We start from the raw sequence: 19,146 nt of genomic DNA on the forward strand, positions 1-19,146 counted from the left end.
AGGGGACACCACCCCGGAAAGTCCCCGCCACAGAATGCAGTCCGCCACGTGGGACACCCACACCGGGGCGCCCGCCTCGCGGTTACCCTGGCCGCGTGCACCCTTGACACAGCGGGGGTGCAAAGCCGACAGCCGTCGCATCCCAGGGAGCACAACCATGGCTTCGTTGCCCACCTTGCCCGCTGACACCCAGACCCGGGCCGATGCCCTCCGGGAGGCACTCGCGACCCGCGTGGTCGTCGCCGACGGAGCCATGGGAACGATGCTCCAAGCGCAGGACCCCACCATGGAGGACTTCCAGCAGCTCGAAGGCTGCAACGAGGTCCTCAACATCACCCGCCCCGACATCGTGCGCTCCGTCCATGAGGCGTACTTCTCGGTGGGCGTGGACTGCGTCGAGACCAACACCTTCGGCACGAACTACGCGGCGCTCGCCGAGTACGACATCGCCGAACGCAATTTCGAGCTGTCGGAGGCCGGCGCGCGCATCGCCCGCGAGGTCGCCGACGAGTACACCGCCTCCACCGGTCAGCAGCGCTGGGTCCTCGGCTCCATGGGCCCCGGCACCAAGCTCCCCACGCTCGGCCACATCACCTACGGCCAGATCCGCGACGCCTACCAGATCAACGCCGAGGGCCTGCTCTCCGGCGGCGCCGACGCGCTGCTCGTCGAGACCACCCAGGACCTCCTGCAGACGAAGTCCTCGATCATCGGCGCCCGCCGGGCCATGGAAGCCCTCGGCGTCACCGTCCCGCTGATCTGCTCCGTCACCGTCGAGACCACCGGCACCATGCTCCTCGGCTCGGAGATCGGCGCGGCCCTGACCGCCCTGGAGCCGCTGGGCATCGACATGATCGGCCTGAACTGCGCCACCGGCCCCGCCGAGATGAGCGAGCACCTGCGCTACCTCGCGCGCAACGCCCGCATCCCGCTCTCCTGCATGCCCAACGCCGGCCTGCCCGTCCTGACCAAGGAGGGCGCGCACTACCCGCTGACCGCCCCCGAGCTGGCCGACGCCCAGGAGACCTTCGTCCGCGAGTACGGGCTCTCCCTGGTCGGCGGCTGCTGCGGCACGACCCCCGAGCACCTGCGCCAGGTCGTCGAGCGGGTCCGCGGCACGGCCGTCACCGAGCGCACCCCCCAGCCCGAGCCCGGCGCCGCCTCGCTCTACCAGACCGTGCCCTTCCGCCAGGACACCTCGTACATGGCGATCGGCGAGCGCACCAACGCCAACGGCTCCAAGAAGTTCCGCGAGGCCATGCTGGAGGCCCGCTGGGACGACTGCGTGGAGATGGCGCGCGACCAGATCCGCGAGGGCGCGCACATGCTCGACCTCTGCGTGGACTACGTGGGCCGCGACGGCGTCGCCGACATGGAGGAGCTCGCCGGCCGCTTCGCCACCGCCTCCACCCTGCCCATCGTCCTGGACTCCACCGAGGTCCCCGTCATCCGGGCGGGCCTGGAGAAGCTCGGCGGCCGCGCGGTCATCAACTCCGTGAACTACGAGGACGGCGACGGCCCCGAGTCCCGCTTCGCCAAGGTCACCCGACTGGCCCAGGAGCACGGTGCCGCGCTCATCGCGCTCACCATCGACGAGGAGGGCCAGGCCCGCACCGTCCCGCACAAGGTCGCCATTGCCGAACGGCTCATCGACGACCTCACGGGCAACTGGGGGATCCGCGAGTCGGACATCCTCATCGACACCCTGACCTTCACGATCTGCACCGGCCAGGAGGAGTCCCGTAAGGACGGCATCGCCACGATCGAGGCGATCCGCGAGCTCAAGCGGCTCCACCCGGACGTCCAGACCACCCTCGGCCTGTCCAACATCTCCTTCGGCCTCAACCCGGCCGCCCGCGTCCTGCTGAACTCGGTCTTCCTCGACGAGTGCGTCAAGGCCGGACTCGACTCCGCCATCGTGCACGCCTCCAAGATCCTGCCGATCGCCCGCTTCGACGAGGAGCAGGTCACCACCGCCCTCGACCTGATCTACGACCGGCGCGAGGGCGACTACGACCCGCTGCAGAAGCTGATGGCCCTCTTCGAGGGCGTCAACACCAAGTCGCTCAAGGCCGGCCGCGCCGAGGAACTCCTCGCCCTGCCGCTGGACGAGCGACTGCAGCGCCGCATCATCGACGGCGAGAAGAACGGCCTGGAGGCCGACCTCGACGAGGCCCTGGCGACCCGCCCCGCCCTCGACATCGTCAACGACACCCTCCTGGAGGGCATGAAGGTCGTCGGCGAGCTCTTCGGCTCGGGCCAGATGCAGCTCCCCTTCGTCCTCCAGTCCGCCGAGGTCATGAAGACGGCCGTCGCCTACCTCGAACCGCACATGGAGAAGACCGACGACGAGGGCAAGGGCACGATCGTGCTCGCCACCGTCCGCGGAGACGTCCACGACATCGGCAAGAACCTCGTCGACATCATCCTCACCAACAACGGCTACAACGTCGTCAACATCGGCATCAAGCAGCCCGTCTCCGCGATCCTCGAAGCCGCACAGGAACACAAGGCCGACGTCATCGGCATGTCCGGCCTGCTCGTGAAGTCGACCGTGATCATGAAGGAGAACCTGGAGGAGCTGAACCAGCGCAAGCTGGCCGCCGACTACCCGGTGATCCTCGGCGGCGCCGCCCTCACCCGCGCCTACGTCGAGCAGGACCTCCACGAGATCTACGAGGGCGAGGTCCGCTACGCCCGCGACGCCTTCGAGGGCCTGCGCCTCATGGACGCCCTCATCGCCGTCAAGCGCGGCGTCCCCGGCGCGACCCTGCCCGAGCTCAAGCAGCGCCGCGTGGCCAAGCGCGACACGCCAGTGCTCCAGGTCGAGGAGGCCGAGGAGCCCGGCGGCCGCTCCGACGTCTCGGTCGACAACCCGATCCCCACCCCGCCGTTCTGGGGCACCCGCGTGGTCAAGGGCATCCCGCTCAAGGACTACGCCTCCTGGCTCGACGAGGGCGCCCTCTTCAAGGGCCAGTGGGGCCTCAAGCAGGCCCGCGCGGGCGGGGCCACGTACGAGGAGCTCGTCGAGAGCGAGGGCCGTCCGCGCCTGCGCGGCCTCCTGGACAAGCTGCACACCGAGAACCTGCTCGAAGCCGCGGTCGTCTACGGGTACTTCCCCTGCGTCTCCAAGGGCGACGACCTGATCATCCTGGACGAGGAGGGCAACGAGCGGACCCGCTTCACCTTCCCGCGCCAGCGCCGCGGCCGGCGCCTGTGCCTCGCGGACTTCTTCCGTCCCGAGGAGTCCGGCGAGACCGACGTGGTCGGCCTGCAGGTGGTCACCGTCGGCTCGAAGATCGGCGAGGCCACCGCCAAGCTGTTCGAGTCGGACTCCTACCGCGAGTACCTGGAGCTGCACGGCCTCTCGGTCCAGCTCGCCGAAGCCATGGCCGAGTACTGGCACGCACGCGTCCGCGCCGAGCTCGGATTCGGCGGCGAGGACCCGGCGAAGGTCGAGGACATGTTCGACCTCAAGTACCGCGGTGCCCGCTTCTCGCTCGGCTACGGCGCCTGCCCCGACCTGGAGGACCGCGCGAAGATCGCCGACCTCCTGGAGCCGGAGCGGATCGGCGTCCACCTGTCGGAGGAGTTCCAGCTCCACCCGGAGCAGTCCACCGACGCGATCGTGATTCACCACCCCGAAGCGAAGTATTTCAACGCACGCTGAGCGCCACCGACGTACACTTGTCGGTCCCATACAGGCCGGTCGCCTGTTCCCCGGGGTCGTATGCCCCGCGGAAGAGGTGACCGGCCTTCTCGTCCCTTCTGAGAGGCATGCGCATGACGAGCACCGTTCCCGCCCCCGTCGCCCGTACGGCCGACGGTTCTGCCCTGCAGGCGGTGCTGCTCGACATGGACGGCACCCTCGTCGACACCGAGGGCTTCTGGTGGGAGATCGAGGCCGAGATCTTCCAGGAGCTCGGCCACCGCCTCGACGAATCCTGGCGCGACGTGGTCGTCGGCGGCCCCATGAGCCGCAGCGCGACCTTCCTGATCGAGTCGACCGGCGCCGCCATCGGCCTCGCCGAGCTGAGCGTCCTGCTCAACGAGCGCTTCGAGGCCCGCATCGCCGACCGGGTGCCGCTGATGCCCGGAGCCGAGCGGCTGCTGTCCGAGCTCGCCCGGCACAACGTGCCCACCGCCCTCGTCTCCGCCTCCCACCGCCGGGTCATCGACCAGGTCCTGCTCACCCTCGGCCGCGACCGCTTCACGATGACGGTCGCCGGCGACGAGGTGGCCCGTACCAAGCCGCACCCCGACCCGTACCTGTTCGCCGCACGCTCGCTGGGCGCGCACCCCTCGCGGTGCGCGGTCATCGAGGACACCCGCACCGGCGTGGCGGCAGCCGAGGCCGCCGGCTGCCGGGTCGTGGCCATCCCCTCGGTCGGCGTGATCGAACCCGCCCCCGGGCGTACGGTCGTCCGCTCGCTGGAGGACGTGGACCTGGCGTTCCTGCGCTCGCTCATCGCCCCGTTTAACTGAGAGTGACGACCGCGCCCTCCCGTCGGGCGCGCACCACCCAAGCGGACACATCGGCATGCACTGGCCTACATCGGTATGCATTGCCACGCACTGGAGCCCCCCGAGCACGCTCCGTGCCGAACGGAACGCTGCCCGACCGCGTCCTGGCGGAAGGATCTTCCGCAGTAGGCCCCGGAGGCTGAAATTCCATCCCCTCCGGGGCTGTTGCGCAGAGTGACCTTGGTCACCCTGCGCACCCTCGGCGGGTCCGTCCCGGGGCCTCCCCGGCTTCCAATGTGTCCACATTGATCAGGCCCTGACCGAATCTGCGCAGCCTGCCTGCCAACAGGCAGTTCGCTCCGATCACGGTGCGATTACGCCCCAAGTTCCGCCAGTTCCAGCCATCCAGTCCCGGACCACTACTGTCGATGCGGGCACTACGCCGCACCTCATCCGGCCCCGACACACACCCCTGTGCCGGGACCGCATGGACCGATCGTCACTACACCGGCCCGATCGTTCCGCCCCGAACGGGCGACCGCCGCGAAGTGCCCTCTACGCCGCTTTGAACAAGTGCCGGTTACAGGGAGTACTTCCAGCATGAACCGCAAGACCATGGTGCTGACGGCCGCGGCCGGACTGCTCACCCCCGCGCTGGCCGCCTGCGGCAGCGCGAGCGGCGGAGGAGCAGGATCCGGAGCGATCGTCGTCGGAACCACCGATCGGTTCGAGGCCGCAGACTTCGCTCCCGCCCCCTTCGACCCGGCCTACGCCTACGACGCCAGCACCTGGAACGTCCTGCGCCAGACCGTCCAGACGCTGATGCACACGCCGCGCGGCGGCGGCCAGCCCGTCCCCGAAGCGGCCTCCGCCTGCCGCTTCACCGACGCCGGCAACGAGAGCTACCGCTGCACCCTGCGCCCCGATCTGAAGTTCGCCGACGGTGAGCCCCTCACCGCCAAGGACGTCAAGTTCTCCATCGACCGCGTCCGCGCCATCAAGGACGAGAACGGCCCCTCCTCGCTGCTCTCCACCCTCGACAACGTCGAGGTCAAGGGCACCGACACCGTCGTCTTCCACCTGAAGACCCCCGACGCGACCTTCCCGTTCAAGCTCTCCACCCCCGCCGCCGGCATCGTCAGCGAAAAGAACTACGACGCCAAGAAGCTCCGCGAGGGCTTCGCCGTGGACGGCTCCGGCCCGTACACGATGAAGGCCGAGGTCAAGGGCAACCTGCTGGTCCGCGCCGTCTTCACCAAGAACCCGCACTACAAGGGCGACCTCAAGCTGCAGAACGACAAGGTCGAACTGCGCACCTTCACCGACTCCCCGACCATGGGCAAGGCACTCACCGACGGGAAGATCCACATGGTCTCCCGCACCCTGTCGCCCGCCCAGATCACCGAGTTCAGCGCCCAGCCGCCCAAGGGCGTCAAGCTGGTCCCGATGCCCGGCCTGGAGATCCGCTACCTCGGCTTCAACACCGAGGCACCGGTCGTCAAGGACAAGGCCGTGCGCCAGGCGCTCGCCGCCGCCGTCGACCGCGGCCAGCTCATCTCCAAGGTCTACGGCAAGTCCGCCCAGCCGCTCTACTCGCTGGTCCCCACCACCGTGACGGGCCACGTCAACTCCTTCTACAACAAGTACGGCGAGGCCAACACGCCCAAGGCCGCCGCCCTGCTGAAGGAGGCCGGGATCAAGACCCCGGTCAAGCTGACCCTGCACTACACCAGCGACCACTACGGCGACGGCACGGCCGCCGAGTTCGAGGCCCTCAAGGCCCAGCTCAACTCCACCGGCCTGTTCGACATCACCGTCCAGGGCAGCGAGTGGACGGACTTCCGCCCCGCCCAGAAGAAGGGCGACCACGCCGCCTACGGGCTCGGCTGGTTCCCCGACTACCCGGACGCAGACAACTTCCTCGCCCCGTTCCTGGAGCAGGACAACTTCTTGGGCACGCCGTACGCCAACAGCGCGGTGCGCAGCAGGCTCATCCCCGAATCCCGGCGGGCGGTCGACCGCACGGTCGCCGTCCCCGCGATCACGGAGATGCAGGACATCGTCGCCGAGGACGTGCCCGTCCTGCCCCTGTGGCAGGGCAAGCAGTACGTCGCCGCACGCGACGGGATCACCGGAGTGGAGTGGTCGGTCAACGCCATCTCCGACCTCCAGTTGTGGGAGCTCGGCCGTGGCGTAAGCGGCTGAGCAAGGCAAAGACCGGCAGCGGGTGTCGCGGGCCGGAACAACGAAACAGTTCGACTGTGAAGGACGTTCGCGTGAATCGACGTAACCAGTGGCTGGCGGCCCCGCTCGGCGCAGCCACCGCCGCCGCGCTGCTCAGCGGTTGCGGTTCGACCGATGGCTCCAATGCCGGCAGCGGCAAGGGCGTGGTCATGGGCATATCCGACAAGGTGAAGTCCGTCGACCCGGCATCGGGCTACGACCCGGGCTCCTGGCTGCTGTTCAACAACGTCTTCCAGTCGCTGCTGAGCTTCCCCAAGGGCGGCACCACCCCCGAGCCCGACGCCGCCCAGGCCTGCGGCTTCGAGGGCGGTGACAGCAAGCTCTACAAGTGCACCCTGCGGGACGGCCTGAAGTTCAGCAACGGCCACAGCCTCACCTCGAAGGACGTCAAGTTTTCCTTCGAGCGCACCCTGAAGATCAACGACGCCAACGGCCCGGCCGTGATGCTCGCCTCGATCGCGAGCATCGAAGCCCCCGACGACAAGACCGTCATCTTCAAGCTCAAGAACTCCGACGCCACCTTCCCCAGCAAGATCGCGTCGGGCGCCGGCTCCATCGTCGACCACGCCGAATACCCGGCCGACAAGCTGCGCGGCGACAACAAGGCCGTCGGCTCCGGCGTCTACAAGCTCGACTCGTTCGGCGAGAAGAGCGCCACCTTCTCCGTCAACGAGTCCTACAGCGGCAAGGCCAAGGCCAAGAACACCGGTGTCACGCTGAAGTTCTTCAACGGCGACCAGGCCGGCCTCAAGACCGTCCTGGAGAGCGGCGACGTCGACTTCGCCTTCCGCGGCCTCGCCGCCAAGGACATCGCCGCCCTCGCCTCCAGCAAGACCGGCGACAACAAGGTCGACGTCGTCCAGGGCACCGGCGCCGAGGTCGAGCACATGGTGTTCAACGTCAACGACCCCGTCGTCGGCAAGCTCCCCGTGCGCAAGGCCATCGCCTACCTCATCGACCGCGAAGCGCTCGTCCGGGACGTGTACGCGGGCACCGCCACCGCGCTCTACTCCATCGTGCCCACCGGCATCGCCGGCCACACGACCCCGTTCTTCGACCGCTACGGCGGCACCCCGCAGATCGACAAGGCCAAGGCCGTCCTCAAGGCCGCCAACATCAACGGCAAGGTCAAGCTGACCCTGTACTCCACCCCGTCCCGCTACGGCCCCTCCACGGACCAGCAGTTCGAGGTCATCGCCAAGCAGCTCAACGACAGCGGCCTCTTCGACGCCGACGTCAAGTCCGTCGAGTTCGAGCAGTACGAGAAGGACATCCAGGCCGGCAAGTACGGCGTGTACGTGAAGGGCTGGGTGCCCGACTACCCGGACGCCGACAACTTCACGCAGCCGTTCTTCGGCCCGGACAACGTGCTGAACAACAACTACGACAACAAGGAGATCACCGGGACGATCATCCCGTCGACCTCCGCGAAGTCCGACCGCACGGCGGCCAACACCGACTACAACCGCCTCCAGGACATCGTCGCCGAAGAGCTCCCGCTCATCCCGCTCTGGCAGGGCAAGCAGTACGCCGTCACCCGCCAGAACGTGAGCGGCCTGCAGTGGTCCCTCGACGCCTCGACCGTCTTCCGCTTCTGGGAGATCAGCAAGGGCTGACGCCACCGGAGCCGGGCCCGCCCAGAGCGGGCCCGGCCACGCACAGGGGGCCGTACGTGCACGCACGTACGGCCCCCTCCGCGTTCGTCCGCGCCCGGCCGGACCTACTGGGCCCCGGGGCGCACCAGACCGCTCTCGTACGCGTACACCGCCGCCTGGACCCGGTCCCGCAGCCCCAGCTTCGTCAGCACGTGCCCCACATGCGTCTTGACCGTCGTCTCGCTCACGAACAGATCCGCCGCGATCTCCGCGTTCGACAGCCCCCGGGACACCAACTTCAACACCTCGACCTCACGCTCGGTCAGCGTCCCCAACGTGTTCGGAAGGCTCGCCTCACCCGACGGAAGATGCCCCGCGTACTTGTCCAGCAGCCGCCGCGTGATACTCGGCGCGAGCATCGCCTCACCCGCCGCGACCACCCGGATCGCCTGCACCAGCTCGTTCGCCGGCGCATCCTTCAGCAGGAACCCGCTCGCCCCCGCCCGCAGCGCCTCCACCACGTACTCGTCCAGGTCGAACGTGGTCAGCACCAACACCTTCGCCGGCCCGTCGCGCTCCGGACCCGTGATCTGCCGGGTCGCCTCCACCCCGTCCATCCGCGGCATCCGGATGTCCATCAGCACCACATCGGGCTGCAGCGCCCGCACCTGGTCCAGCGCCTGCAGACCGTCCCCGGCCTCACCGACCACCGCCAGGTCCTCCTCCGCCTCCAGGATCATCCGGAAGCCGGTGCGCAGCAGCGGCTGGTCGTCGACCAGAAGGACGCGGATCGCCACGGGGTCTACCTCGTATTCGTCGGACGGCTACGGCGGGCCCGTCCATTCTGCCCTGACACCAAGATCAGGACTCCGCCGGGAGGTCCGCCTCCGACCGCGCCGGGGGCACATCCCGGCGGTAGCCGGGGGAGATCGTCAGAGGATAGGGCGGGGGAGTCCCCCCGAACTCCGGACACACCGCCCGATGATCACACCAGCCACACAGCTTCGTCGGCCGCGGCCGCCACTCACCCGACTCCGTCGCCTCCCGGATCGCCTCCCACAACGCCAGCAGCTTGCGCTCCACCCGCTCCAAATCAGCAACCACCGGGTCGTACGTCAGCACGTCCCCACTCCCCAGATACACCAGCTGCAGCCGCCGCGGCACCACCTGCTTCAGCCGCCACACCACCAGCGCGTAGAACTTCATCTGGAACAGCGCACCCTCGGCGTACTCCGGCCTCGGCGCCTTCCCCGTCTTGTAGTCGACGATCCGCACCTCACCCGTCGGCGCCACGTCCACCCGGTCGATGATCCCCCGCAGACGCAGCCCCGACTCCAGCTCCGTCTCCACGAAGAACTCCCGCTCCACCGGCTCCAGCCGCGTCGGGTCCTCCAACGTGAACCACCGCTCCACCAGCGCCTCGGCCTCCGTCAGCCACCGCGCCAGCCCCGCCCCCTCGTCACCCTCCGGAAACAGCTCCGTCAGCTCCGGCTTCGACTCCAACAACCGGTCCCACTGCCCCGGAACCAACGCCTTCGCCCGCGGCGCCGTCCGCTCCTGCGCCGGATGATCGAAGAGCCGCTCCAGCACCGCATGCACCAGCGTCCCGCGGGTAGCAGCGGCACTGGGCTTCTCCGGCAGCCTGTCGATCACCCGGAACCGGTACAGCAACGGGCACTGCATGAAATCGCTCGCCCGCGAAGGGGAGAGCGAAGAAGGCGCCACAGCGCTCCGCGCATCGGCATCGGCTGCGCCAGGCACAGCACCAGGGCTCGTCGTCATGCACAAAACCCTACGACCCACCACCGACAGGACGCGCATACCATCGACGACGACCCCCCTCGCACTGCATGATCGGAGCATCACAACCCGCTACCGCACCACCCGTACGCGAACAGAACACAGAACAGAACACACTGGAAACACCAGCACCGAACGAAGGACAACCGTGGCAGACACCGACGAAACCGGCGAGCGCGCTGGTAGCCGCTCCGGACCGGGCGGCGGACTCCTCATGGGCCGCCCCTTCGGCGTACCCGTCTACGTCTCGCCCAGCTGGTTCCTCGTCGCCGCCCTCATCACCTGGGTCTTCGGCGACCAGCTCGACCGCGTCCTGCCCGACCTCGGACCCGTCCGCTACCTCGTCTCCCTCTTCTTCGCCGTCGCCTTCTACGCCTCCGTCCTGGTCCACGAACTCGCGCACACCGTCGCAGCCCTGCGCTTCAAACTCCCCGTGCGCCGCATCCAGCTCCAGTTCTTCGGCGGAGTCTCCGAGATCGAAAAGGAATCCGAGACGCCCGGCCGCGAATTCGTCCTCGCCTTCGTCGGCCCCCTGCTCTCCCTCCTCCTCACCGGAGCCTTCTACCTCGGCATGAAAGCCGTCGACCCGGCCACCGTCCCCGGCGTCCTCCTCGCCGGCCTGATGATCTCCAACCTGCTGGTCGCCGCCTTCAACCTGCTCCCCGGCCTCCCCCTCGACGGCGGCCGCATGCTCCGCGCCGTCATCTGGGGCATCACCGGCAAACCCATGGCCGGCACCGTCGCCGCCGCCTGGGTCGGCCGCGGCCTCGCCCTCGCCGTCCTCCTCGGCCTCCCCCTCCTCACCCACACCGGAGTCCTCGGCAACCGCACCGAGGAAATCGGCGGCATGAACACCGTCATGGACGCCCTGCTCGCCGCCATCCTCGCCGGCATCATCTGGACCGGCGCCGGCAACAGCCTGCGCATGGCCCGCCTGCGCGAACACCTCCCCGAACTCCGCGCCCGCACCCTCACCCGACGCGCCATCCCCGTCGAGAACGCCACCCCCCTCTCCGAAGCCCTCCGCCGCGCCAACGAAGCCGGCGCCCGCGCCCTCGTCGTCGTCGACGGACAAGGCGACCCCACCGCCATCGTCCGCGAAACCGCCATCGCCTCCGTCCCCGAACACCGCCGCCCCTGGGTCGCCGTCAGCACCCTCGCCCAGGACCTCACCGACGGCATGAAGGTTTCAGCGGACCTCACCGGCGAAGAACTCCTCGACCACCTCCGCGCCACCCCCGCCACCGAATACCTCGTCCTCGAAGCCGGCGGCACCATCTACGGCGTCCTGTCCACCCTCGACGTCGAAAAGGCCTTCGTGAAGGCCATGGCACGGCCCCAGTCCTGAAGCCAATACACTGGTCACATGTCCGAACCGACCGGTGCCGCCCGCCGACGCGGGCCCTTCGAGGTCGGGGACCAGGTACAGCTCACCGACCCCAAGGGCCGCCACTACACGTTCACGCTCGAAGCCGGGAAGAATTTCCACACCCACAAGGGTTCCTTCCCGCACGACGAGCTGATCGGTGCTCCCGAAGGCAGCGTTGTCCGCACCACGGGCAACGTCGCATACCTCGCGCTGCGCCCCCTGCTCCCCGACTATGTCCTGTCCATGCCCCGCGGCGCCGCCGTGGTCTACCCCAAGGACGCGGGCCAGATCCTGGCCTTCGCCGACATCTTCCCCGGCGCACGCGTCGTGGAAGCGGGAGTGGGCTCCGGCTCCCTGAGCAGCTTCCTGCTGCGCGCCATCGGCGACCAGGGCATGCTCCACAGCTACGAGCGCCGCGCGGACTTCGCCGAGATCGCCACCGCCAACGTCGAACGCTACTTCGGCGGACCCCACCCCGCGTGGCAGCTGACCGTCGGCGACCTCCAGGACAACCTGTCCGACACGGACGTCGACCGCGTCATCCTCGACATGCTCGCCCCCTGGGAATGCCTCGAAGCGGTCTCCAAGGCCCTGGTCCCCGGCGGCATCCTCTGCTGCTACGTGGCCACCACCACCCAGCTGTCCAAGACCGTCGAGTCCATCCGCGAGATCGGCTGCTTCGCCGAACCGCAGCCCTGGGAATCGATGATCCGCAACTGGCACGTGGAAGGCCTCGCCGTCCGCCCCGACCACCGGATGATCGGCCACACCGGCTTCCTCGTCACCGCCCGCCGCCTCGCGGACGGCGTCGAGCCCCCCATGCGCCGCCGCCGCCCCGCCAAGGGCGCCTACGGCGAGGACTACGACGGCCCCGGCAGCGACCGCTCCGCATAACGGCCCCGCAGACCGGCGCAGACCCAACACAAAGGCGCTGTGGCACAGTTCCCCCGACCCACCCGGGAACTGCACCACAGCGCCTTTTCGTTGTCCCGTGCACCAGCCCCGGACCCAGCCGTTCCACCACCCTGTGAGGTGTGGCACGATGCTGGCTCCTCGTCACCCTTCGCACAGGAGACACCCCGCGTGACGCACAGCCACGCCGAGACGGCCCCGCTCCCGCACACCCTGGAGCACAGCCGCACCAGGCCCGTCCACTGGCTCGCCACGGCCACCGCCATGGCAGCCGTCATAGCCGCCGCAGGACTCGTACAGCCCGCCACCGGCACCCCGGCCACCGACACCACCACGACCGCCGCAGAACCGCCCGCGAACGGCCCGCAGGCCACCGCACCCGACCCGGCAGGGGTCACCTACCCCCTCGACTGCAAGGGCGCCCCGCAGACCGTCACCACCAGCGCCCAGGGCGACCTCGACGGAGACCGCCGCCCCGAGACCGTGGCCGCCGTCCGCTGCGAAGCCGGCTCCGGCACCCCGCCCCACGCGATCTACGTACTCACCCAGGACCCGGCCCAAGGCACCCGCCCCCGCGTCGTCGCCACCCTGCTCGACACCGCGAAACGACAGACCGCCACCGAGCTCACCGTGCGCGACGGCCTCGTCACGGCAACCCTCGTCGGCTACTCCTCACCCGACGTACCCCGCTACAGCCCCGACACGAAACAGCTCGCCAAGTGGCGCTGGCACGACGGAAAATTCCGCCAGGAGCTGACGGACTCGGCCGCCAGGAGTGTTTGAAGCGTCACTCCGCGTCGGGGCCGAAGACTTCCACCCTGTCCGAAACGCGCCTTACGTGAATGCAGTCACCCGGACATTCCTTCGCCGAGTCGACCACGTCCTGGAGCAGCGTCAGCGGAACCGGAGTGGTCGCCCCCGCGTCCTGCAGCAGCTCGTCCTCCGGGCTCTTCACGTACGCCAGACCATCGATGTCCAGCTCGAACACCTCAGGCGCGTACTGCACGCAGATGCCGTCCCCGGTGCACAGGTCCTGATCGATCCAGACCTCGAGCGGCTCGCCGGCCTCGCCGCCGCCGCCCGTCGGAGCCTCCTGCTGCACGGTCATATCTCCTGCCGTTCCCTGCGCTGAGTGATCCATCCCGGTCACGACCCGCAGCAAGTCGCGCGAGCCCTGGCGGGTGTTGAACAGTTCGACCTTACAACCGGCTGCTTCCCGAGTTTGATGGGTGGGTATTTCCTTGGCGTGAGGGAGTACGCAAGGGTGAAGATCGGACACACCTCTACCGTCTTTGTGATCTAGGGGTTTCAATCACCACCAGCCCAGGTAGGGTCAGGAAGCGTCCAGCTCCCCTTGGAGGAGGTGAGGACCGTGGCAGCCCACGACGACGACATCAACCGCGGCATCCGGCCCGCGCGAGGGTCCGAGGACCCCGCCGGCCAGGTTGCCTATCTCGAGCAGGAAATCGCCGTCCTGCGACGAAAGCTCGCCGACTCTCCGCGACACACGAGGATTCTCGAAGAGCGGATCGTCGAGCTCCAGACAAATCTGGCCGGCGTATCCGCACAGAACGAACGACTCGCGAATACCCTCCGTGAGGCCCGGGACCAGATCGTGGCCCTCAAGGAAGAAGTCGACCGGCTCGCACAGCCGCCGGCCGGTTTCGGTGTCTTCCTGCAAGCGAACGAGGACGGCACCGTCGACATCTTCACCGGAGGCCGAAAGCTCCGCGTGAACGTCAGCCCCAGCGTCGACCCGGAAGACCTCCGGCGCGGCCAAGAGGTCATGCTCAACGAGGCCCTCAACGTGGTCGAGGCCATGGAATTCGAGCGGGCCGGGGACATCGTCACCCTCAAGGAGATCCTCGAGGACGGCGAGCGCGCCCTGGTCGTCGGGCACACCGACGAGGAAAGGGTGGTGAGGCTCGCCGAGCCGCTCCTGGACATCACCATCCGCCCCGGCGACGCCCTCCTGCTCGAACCCCGCTCCGGCTACGTCTACGAGGTCGTCCCCAAGAGCGAGGTCGAAGACCTGGTCCTCGAAGAGGTCCCGGACATCGACTACGACAAGATCGGCGGCCTGGGCGACCAGATCGAGCTGATCCGCGACGCGGTCGAGCTCCCGTACCTCTACCCCGACCTCTTCAAGGAACACGAACTGCGGCCCCCGAAGGGCATCCTGCTCTACGGCCCGCCCGGCTGCGGCAAGACGCTCATCGCCAAGGCCGTCGCCAACTCCCTTGCCAAGAAGGTCGCCGAGGTGACCGGACAGGCCCAGGGGAAGTCGTACTTCCTGAACATCAAGGGCCCCGAGCTCCTCAACAAGTACGTCGGCGAGACCGAGCGGCACATCCGCCTGGTCTTCCAGCGGGCCCGCGAGAAGGCCAGCGAGGGCACCCCCGTCATCGTCTTCTTCGACGAGATGGAATCCCTCTTCCGCACCCGCGGATCCGGTGTCAGCTCCGACGTCGAGAACACCATCGTCCCGCAGCTCCTCGCCGAGATCGACGGCGTGGAGGGCCTGGAGAACGTCATCGTCATCGGCGCCTCCAACCGCGAGGACATGATCGACCCGGCCATCCTGCGCCCCGGCCGCCTCGACGTGAAGATCAAGATCGAGCGTCCGGACGCCGAAGCCGCGAAGGACATCTTCGCGAAGTACCTCAAGGCCTCGCTGCCCCTGCACACGGACGACCTGTCCGAACACCAGGGCTCCACGGCCGGAACCGTCCACAGCATGATCCAGACCGTCGTCGAGCAGATGTACGCCGAAACCGAGGAGAACCGCTTCCTCGAGGTCACGTACGCCAACGGCGACAAGGAAGTCCTCTACTTCAAGGACTTCAACTCCGGCGCGATGATCCAGAACATCGTCGACCGGGCCAAGAAAATGGCGATCAAGGCCTTCCTCGAACACAACCAGAAGGGCCTGCGGGTCTCCCACCTGCTCCAGGCCTGCGTGGACGAGTTCAAGGAGAACGAGGACCTGCCCAACACCACCAACCCGGACGACTGGGCCCGCATCTCCGGAAAGAAGGGCGAGCGGATCGTATTCATCCGCACCCTCGTCACCGGAAAGCAAGGCGCGGACACCGGACGCTCCATCGACACGGTGGCAAACACCGGTCAGTACCTCTGACGAAGCGGGGCGGCTGCGGATGCCCTCCCCGGGCATCCGCAGCCGACTGCTTTACCCCACCCCTTTACCGGCCTCTTTTCAGCCGGTGACGAGGCGGATCCAATGACGGAAATGATCTCCCCACGAGCGCGCAGTGGTTCTAGGCTCTTCCGTACCGCCGGACGCGCAGTGCGGGGACGGGCACCGCACAGGCACACGCACCGGAGCACCAGCGGTACTTGAGCGCCGCTCCCGAAAGGGGAGCGCCGCCGGGCAAGGAGGGCCGCATGACCGTACGGCGAGTAATGGGGATCGAGACGGAGTACGGGATCTCCGTCCCGGGGCACCCGAACGCCAATGCCATGCTCACCTCGTCCCAGATCGTCAACGCCTACGCGGCGGCGATGCACCGGGCGCGACGCGCCCGCTGGGACTTCGAGGAGGAGAATCCGCTGCGGGACGCCCGCGGCTTCGACCTCGCCCGCGAGGCCGCCGACAACAGCCAGCTCACCGACGAGGACATCGGCCTCGCCAACGTCATCCTCACGAACGGCGCACGGCTCTACGTCGACCACGCACACCCCGAATACAGCTCGCCCGAGATCACCAACCCGCTCGACGCCGTCCTCTGGGACAAGGCCGGCGAGCGGATCATGGCCGAAGCGGCCGTCCGCGCCGCCCAGCTCCCCGGCGCCCAACCGATCCACCTCTACAAGAACAACACCGACAACAAGGGCGCCTCCTACGGCACGCACGAGAACTACCTGATGAAGCGGGAAACCCCCTTCTCGGAGATCGTGCGCCACCTGACCCCCTTCTTCGTCTCGCGACAGGTCGTGACCGGCGCGGGACGCGTGGGCATCGGCCAGGACGGCCGCGAACACGGCTTCCAGATCAGCCAGCGCGCCGACTACTTCGAAGTCGAGGTCGGCCTGGAGACCACCCTCAAGCGCCCCATCATCAACACCCGCGACGAACCCCACTCGGACGCCGAGAAGTACCGCCGGCTCCACGTGATCATCGGAGACGCCAACCTCTCCGAGATCTCCACCTACCTCAAACTCGGCACGACCGCACTCGTCCTGTCCATGATCGAGGACGGGTTCATCAACGTCGACCTGGCCGTCGACCAGCCCGTGCGCACCCTGCACCAGGTCTCCCACGACCCCGACCTCCAGCACCTGATCACGCTGCGCAGCGGCCGGACACTGACCGCGGTGCAACTCCAGATGGAGTACTTCGAGCTGGCACGGAAGTACGTGGACGAACGTTTCGGGTCGGACGCGGACGAGCAGACCAAGGACGTGCTGGGCCGCTGGGAGGACGTGCTGGGCCGGCTGGAGAGCGACCCGATGAGCCTGTCCGGGGAGCTGGACTGGATCGCCAAGCGGGAGATCCTGGAGGGCTACCGGCGCCGGGACGGGCTGGAGTGGGACGCGGCGCGGCTGCACCTGGTGGACCTCCAGTACTCGGACGTGCGGCCCGAGAAGGGCCTCTACAACCGCCTGGTGGCCCGCGGCAAGATGAAGCGCCTGGTGGAAGAGCCGGCGGTGGAGCGGGCGCAGAGCAAGCCTCCGGAGGACACCCGGGCGTACTTCCGCGGCCGCTGCCTGGAGCAGTACGCGGACGACGTGGCCGCGGCGTCCTGGGACTCGGTGATCTTCGACCTCCCCGGCCGGGACTCGCTCCAGCGGGTCCCGACGCTGGAACCCCTGCGGGGGACGCGCAACCACGTCAAGGAACTTCTGGACCGCTGCCGCACGGCGGAGGACCTGGTGCGGGTGCTTTCGGGGCAGTGAGCGGTGCCCGGGGGGCCTGAAAGGCCTCCGGTCTGGGAATCATGAAGAGAACCGGACGTTGTGCTGCGAGCTTTTGAACAAGTGCGGGGACGAATGTCGGACCCTCCCTATAGGGTCCGACGTAGGGTCTGATCTTGAGAGATCCCGAATCCCGGGGTCTCTCGACATGAGCGTGCGAACCGAGCGGGGTGAGGTAGACATGGCGACCAAGGACACCGGCGGCGGACAGCAGAAGGCGACGCGCTCGACCGAGGAGGTCGAGGAGGCAGCGGTCGAAGAATCGACCGACCTCAAGGAGCGCCAGGAGAAGCTCTCCGACGACGTCGACTCCGTACTCGATGAAATCGATGATGTGCTCGAGGAGAACGCCGAGGATTTCGTACGCTCCTTCGTTCAGAAGGGTGGCGAGTGATTTCGCCTTCGAATCGAAGGTGAATGGCTCGCCGGGGAGGGTGAGTGTCGGGGGCGGAGAAGCAGTGTCCGCGATGTGGCTTACTCAAGCCGTTTGAGGCTTTCGCCTCGAACAAGGCCATGCGTGACGGCCTGCAGTGCTACTGCAGGCCGTGCGCAGCCGAGTACCACCAGCAGCGCCAGATAGCCAAGGGGAAGAATGTGCGTCCCCGTGTCGAAGCCCCTGACGGGCACAAATACTGCCGCCGTTGCGGGGAGATCAAGCCCCACGCGGAATGGGACCGAAACAAGACGGCTTCGGACGGGTTGTCGACGCGCTGCAAGGCGTGTCGAGCGGTCGAAGCCCGTGCAGGCCATCTCAAGCGCTCGTACGGCATGAGCGAGGCCGATAGGGACGAAATGATCGGTGCTCAAGGCGGTGTCTGCGTGATCTGCCAAAAGGCTCCGGCCGAGCACGTTGATCACGATCATCAGACGGGTAAGGTCCGAGGCGTACTGTGCTTCAGCTGTAACGCAGCCCTGGGGCAGTTCAAGGATCGGCCGGACGTCATGAGGCGTGCAGCCGCTTACGTGGAAGGAAACCTGTGGAACCCAACACTCGTAGCACAGGGCGTCTACCGGCAGCCTTCCTGACGCCGGGGTCGTCGTCCTTCATGGACTTCCTGGGCGCGCACTCGCCCGAGATGCTGCCCGGCAACCGCAAGCTGCCGGAAGGCGTGATCGAGGCGCCGCACGGGACGACCATCGTCGCCGCCACCTTCCCCGGTGGGGTGGTCCTCGCCGGTGACCGGCGGGCGACCATGGGGAACATGATCGCGCAGCGGGACATCGAGAAGGTGTTCCCCGCCGACGAGTACTCCGCCGTCGGCATCGCCGGTACGGCCGGCCTGGCCGTGGAGATGGTCAAGCTGTTCCAGCTGGAGCTGGAGCACTTCGAGAAGGTGGAGGGGACGACCCTCTCCCTGGAGGGCAAGGCGAACCGGCTCTCCACCATGATCCGGAGCAATCTGGGGATGGCCATGCAGGGCCTGGCCGTCGTGCCGCTGTTCGCGGGGTACGACGAGGCCAAGGAGAAGGGCCGGATCTTCTCCTACGACGTGACCGGCGGCCGCTCCGAGGAGCACGGTTACGCCGCCACCGGTTCCGGTTCGATCTTCGCCCGGGGCTCCATGAAGAAGCTCTTCCGCCCCGATCTGACGGAGGAGCAGGCCACCACCCTGGTCGTCCAGGCGCTGTACGACGCCGCCGACGACGACTCGGCGACCGGTGGGCCGGACCTGTACCGCCACATCTACCCGATCGTCACCGTGATCACGGACGAGGGGTTCCGCAGGCTGACCGACGACGAGTCTCAGGAGCTCGCCCGTACGGTCACCAACCGTCGGCTGGAGCAGCCCGACGGCCCGCGCGCCGCTCTGCTCTGACCATCCGTCG

The 19,146-nt window shown here is 68.1% G+C and carries 16 protein-coding genes; 12 read left to right on the forward strand and 4 right to left on the reverse strand.

Annotated features, from left to right (window positions below; all coding sequences use genetic code 11):
* The first annotated feature begins 157 nt into the window (after positions 1-157).
* The 4 genes from metH (at position 158) to OG594_RS13195 (ending at position 8,324) form a co-directional block, all read left to right on the forward strand.
* On the forward strand, positions 158-3,670 hold the full coding sequence (metH, locus tag OG594_RS13180; protein WP_266598394.1) for a methionine synthase: 3,513 nt from the start codon (positions 158-160) through the stop codon (positions 3,668-3,670).
* Between the two features lie 113 nt (positions 3,671-3,783).
* A complete protein-coding gene (locus tag OG594_RS13185) occupies positions 3,784-4,485 on the forward strand; it encodes an HAD family phosphatase (RefSeq protein ID WP_266598396.1) in 702 nt (233 codons plus the stop codon).
* Between the two features lie 579 nt (positions 4,486-5,064).
* A complete protein-coding gene (locus OG594_RS13190) occupies positions 5,065-6,669 on the forward strand; it encodes an ABC transporter substrate-binding protein (protein WP_266598398.1) in 1,605 nt (534 codons plus the stop codon).
* 71 nt (positions 6,670-6,740) lie between these two features.
* On the forward strand, positions 6,741-8,324 hold the full coding sequence (locus OG594_RS13195) for an ABC transporter substrate-binding protein (protein ID WP_266598400.1): 1,584 nt from the start codon (positions 6,741-6,743) through the stop codon (positions 8,322-8,324).
* 104 nt (positions 8,325-8,428) lie between these two features.
* Here the strand turns inward: OG594_RS13195 and OG594_RS13200 are convergent, their stop codons facing one another.
* Positions 8,429-9,100, reverse strand: coding sequence for a response regulator transcription factor (locus OG594_RS13200; RefSeq protein WP_266598402.1), 672 nt, complete (start codon positions 9,098-9,100; stop codon positions 8,429-8,431).
* A gap of 64 nt (positions 9,101-9,164) precedes the next feature.
* On the reverse strand, positions 9,165-10,085 hold the full coding sequence (locus OG594_RS13205) for a PD-(D/E)XK nuclease family protein (RefSeq protein ID WP_266598404.1): 921 nt from the start codon (positions 10,083-10,085) through the stop codon (positions 9,165-9,167).
* Here OG594_RS13205 and OG594_RS13210 point away from each other — a divergent pair.
* The 3 genes from OG594_RS13210 to OG594_RS13220 all read left to right on the forward strand — a co-directional run bounded on the left by OG594_RS13210 (position 9,985) and on the right by OG594_RS13220 (position 13,167).
* On the forward strand, positions 9,985-11,451 hold the full coding sequence (locus OG594_RS13210) for a site-2 protease family protein (RefSeq protein ID WP_266598406.1): 1,467 nt from the start codon (positions 9,985-9,987) through the stop codon (positions 11,449-11,451). The two genes, OG594_RS13205 and OG594_RS13210, sit on opposite strands and share 101 nt — an antisense overlap.
* Positions 11,452-11,469: 18 nt before the next feature.
* The gene (locus OG594_RS13215) at positions 11,470-12,366 is read left to right on the forward strand and encodes a tRNA (adenine-N1)-methyltransferase (RefSeq protein WP_030016358.1); all 897 of its coding nucleotides are present in this window, start codon (positions 11,470-11,472) and stop codon (positions 12,364-12,366) included.
* Between the two features lie 189 nt (positions 12,367-12,555).
* A complete protein-coding gene (locus OG594_RS13220; protein ID WP_266598408.1) occupies positions 12,556-13,167 on the forward strand; it encodes a hypothetical protein in 612 nt (203 codons plus the stop codon).
* A 4-nt stretch (positions 13,168-13,171) separates the two neighbouring features.
* Here the strand turns inward: OG594_RS13220 and OG594_RS13225 are convergent, their stop codons facing one another.
* Positions 13,172-13,492 carry a ferredoxin gene (locus OG594_RS13225; RefSeq protein ID WP_030016354.1) on the reverse strand — a complete coding sequence of 107 codons (321 nt, stop codon included), beginning with the start codon at positions 13,490-13,492 and terminating at the stop codon, positions 13,172-13,174.
* A gap of 264 nt (positions 13,493-13,756) precedes the next feature.
* On the opposite strand from OG594_RS13225, the gene arc reads away from it, so the two are divergent.
* The 3 genes from arc (at position 13,757) to OG594_RS13240 (ending at position 17,713) form a co-directional block, all read left to right on the forward strand.
* Complete coding sequence (arc, locus tag OG594_RS13230; RefSeq protein WP_030655926.1) at positions 13,757-15,523, forward strand: proteasome ATPase; 1,767 nt, start codon at positions 13,757-13,759, stop codon at positions 15,521-15,523.
* A 266-nt stretch (positions 15,524-15,789) separates the two neighbouring features.
* Entirely contained in the window at positions 15,790-17,301 is a 1,512-nt protein-coding gene (gene dop, locus OG594_RS13235) for a depupylase/deamidase Dop (protein WP_266598411.1), read from the forward strand.
* A gap of 199 nt (positions 17,302-17,500) precedes the next feature.
* Positions 17,501-17,713 (forward strand): ubiquitin-like protein Pup, encoded by a 213-nt coding sequence (locus tag OG594_RS13240; protein ID WP_030233608.1) that lies wholly within the window; start codon positions 17,501-17,503, stop codon positions 17,711-17,713.
* Positions 17,714-17,793: 80 nt separating this feature from the next.
* Here OG594_RS13240 and OG594_RS47070 read toward each other — a convergent pair whose 3' ends face one another.
* Positions 17,794-18,183 carry a hypothetical protein gene (locus OG594_RS47070; RefSeq protein WP_323185315.1) on the reverse strand — a complete coding sequence of 130 codons (390 nt, stop codon included), beginning with the start codon at positions 18,181-18,183 and terminating at the stop codon, positions 17,794-17,796.
* On the opposite strand from OG594_RS47070, the gene OG594_RS47075 reads away from it, so the two are divergent.
* On the forward strand, positions 18,112-18,345 hold the full coding sequence (locus OG594_RS47075; RefSeq protein ID WP_323185304.1) for an endonuclease VII domain-containing protein: 234 nt from the start codon (positions 18,112-18,114) through the stop codon (positions 18,343-18,345). The two genes, OG594_RS47070 and OG594_RS47075, sit on opposite strands and share 72 nt — an antisense overlap.
* The gene (gene prcB / locus OG594_RS13250) at positions 18,297-19,136 is read left to right on the forward strand and encodes a proteasome subunit beta (protein ID WP_030016344.1); all 840 of its coding nucleotides are present in this window, start codon (positions 18,297-18,299) and stop codon (positions 19,134-19,136) included. Before OG594_RS47075 ends, prcB begins: the two co-directional genes overlap by 49 nt.
* The last annotated feature ends 10 nt before the right edge of the window (positions 19,137-19,146 follow it).

Source organism: Streptomyces sp. NBC_01214 (assembly GCF_026340975.1).
Lineage (GTDB): Bacteria > Actinomycetota > Actinomycetes > Streptomycetales > Streptomycetaceae > Streptomyces.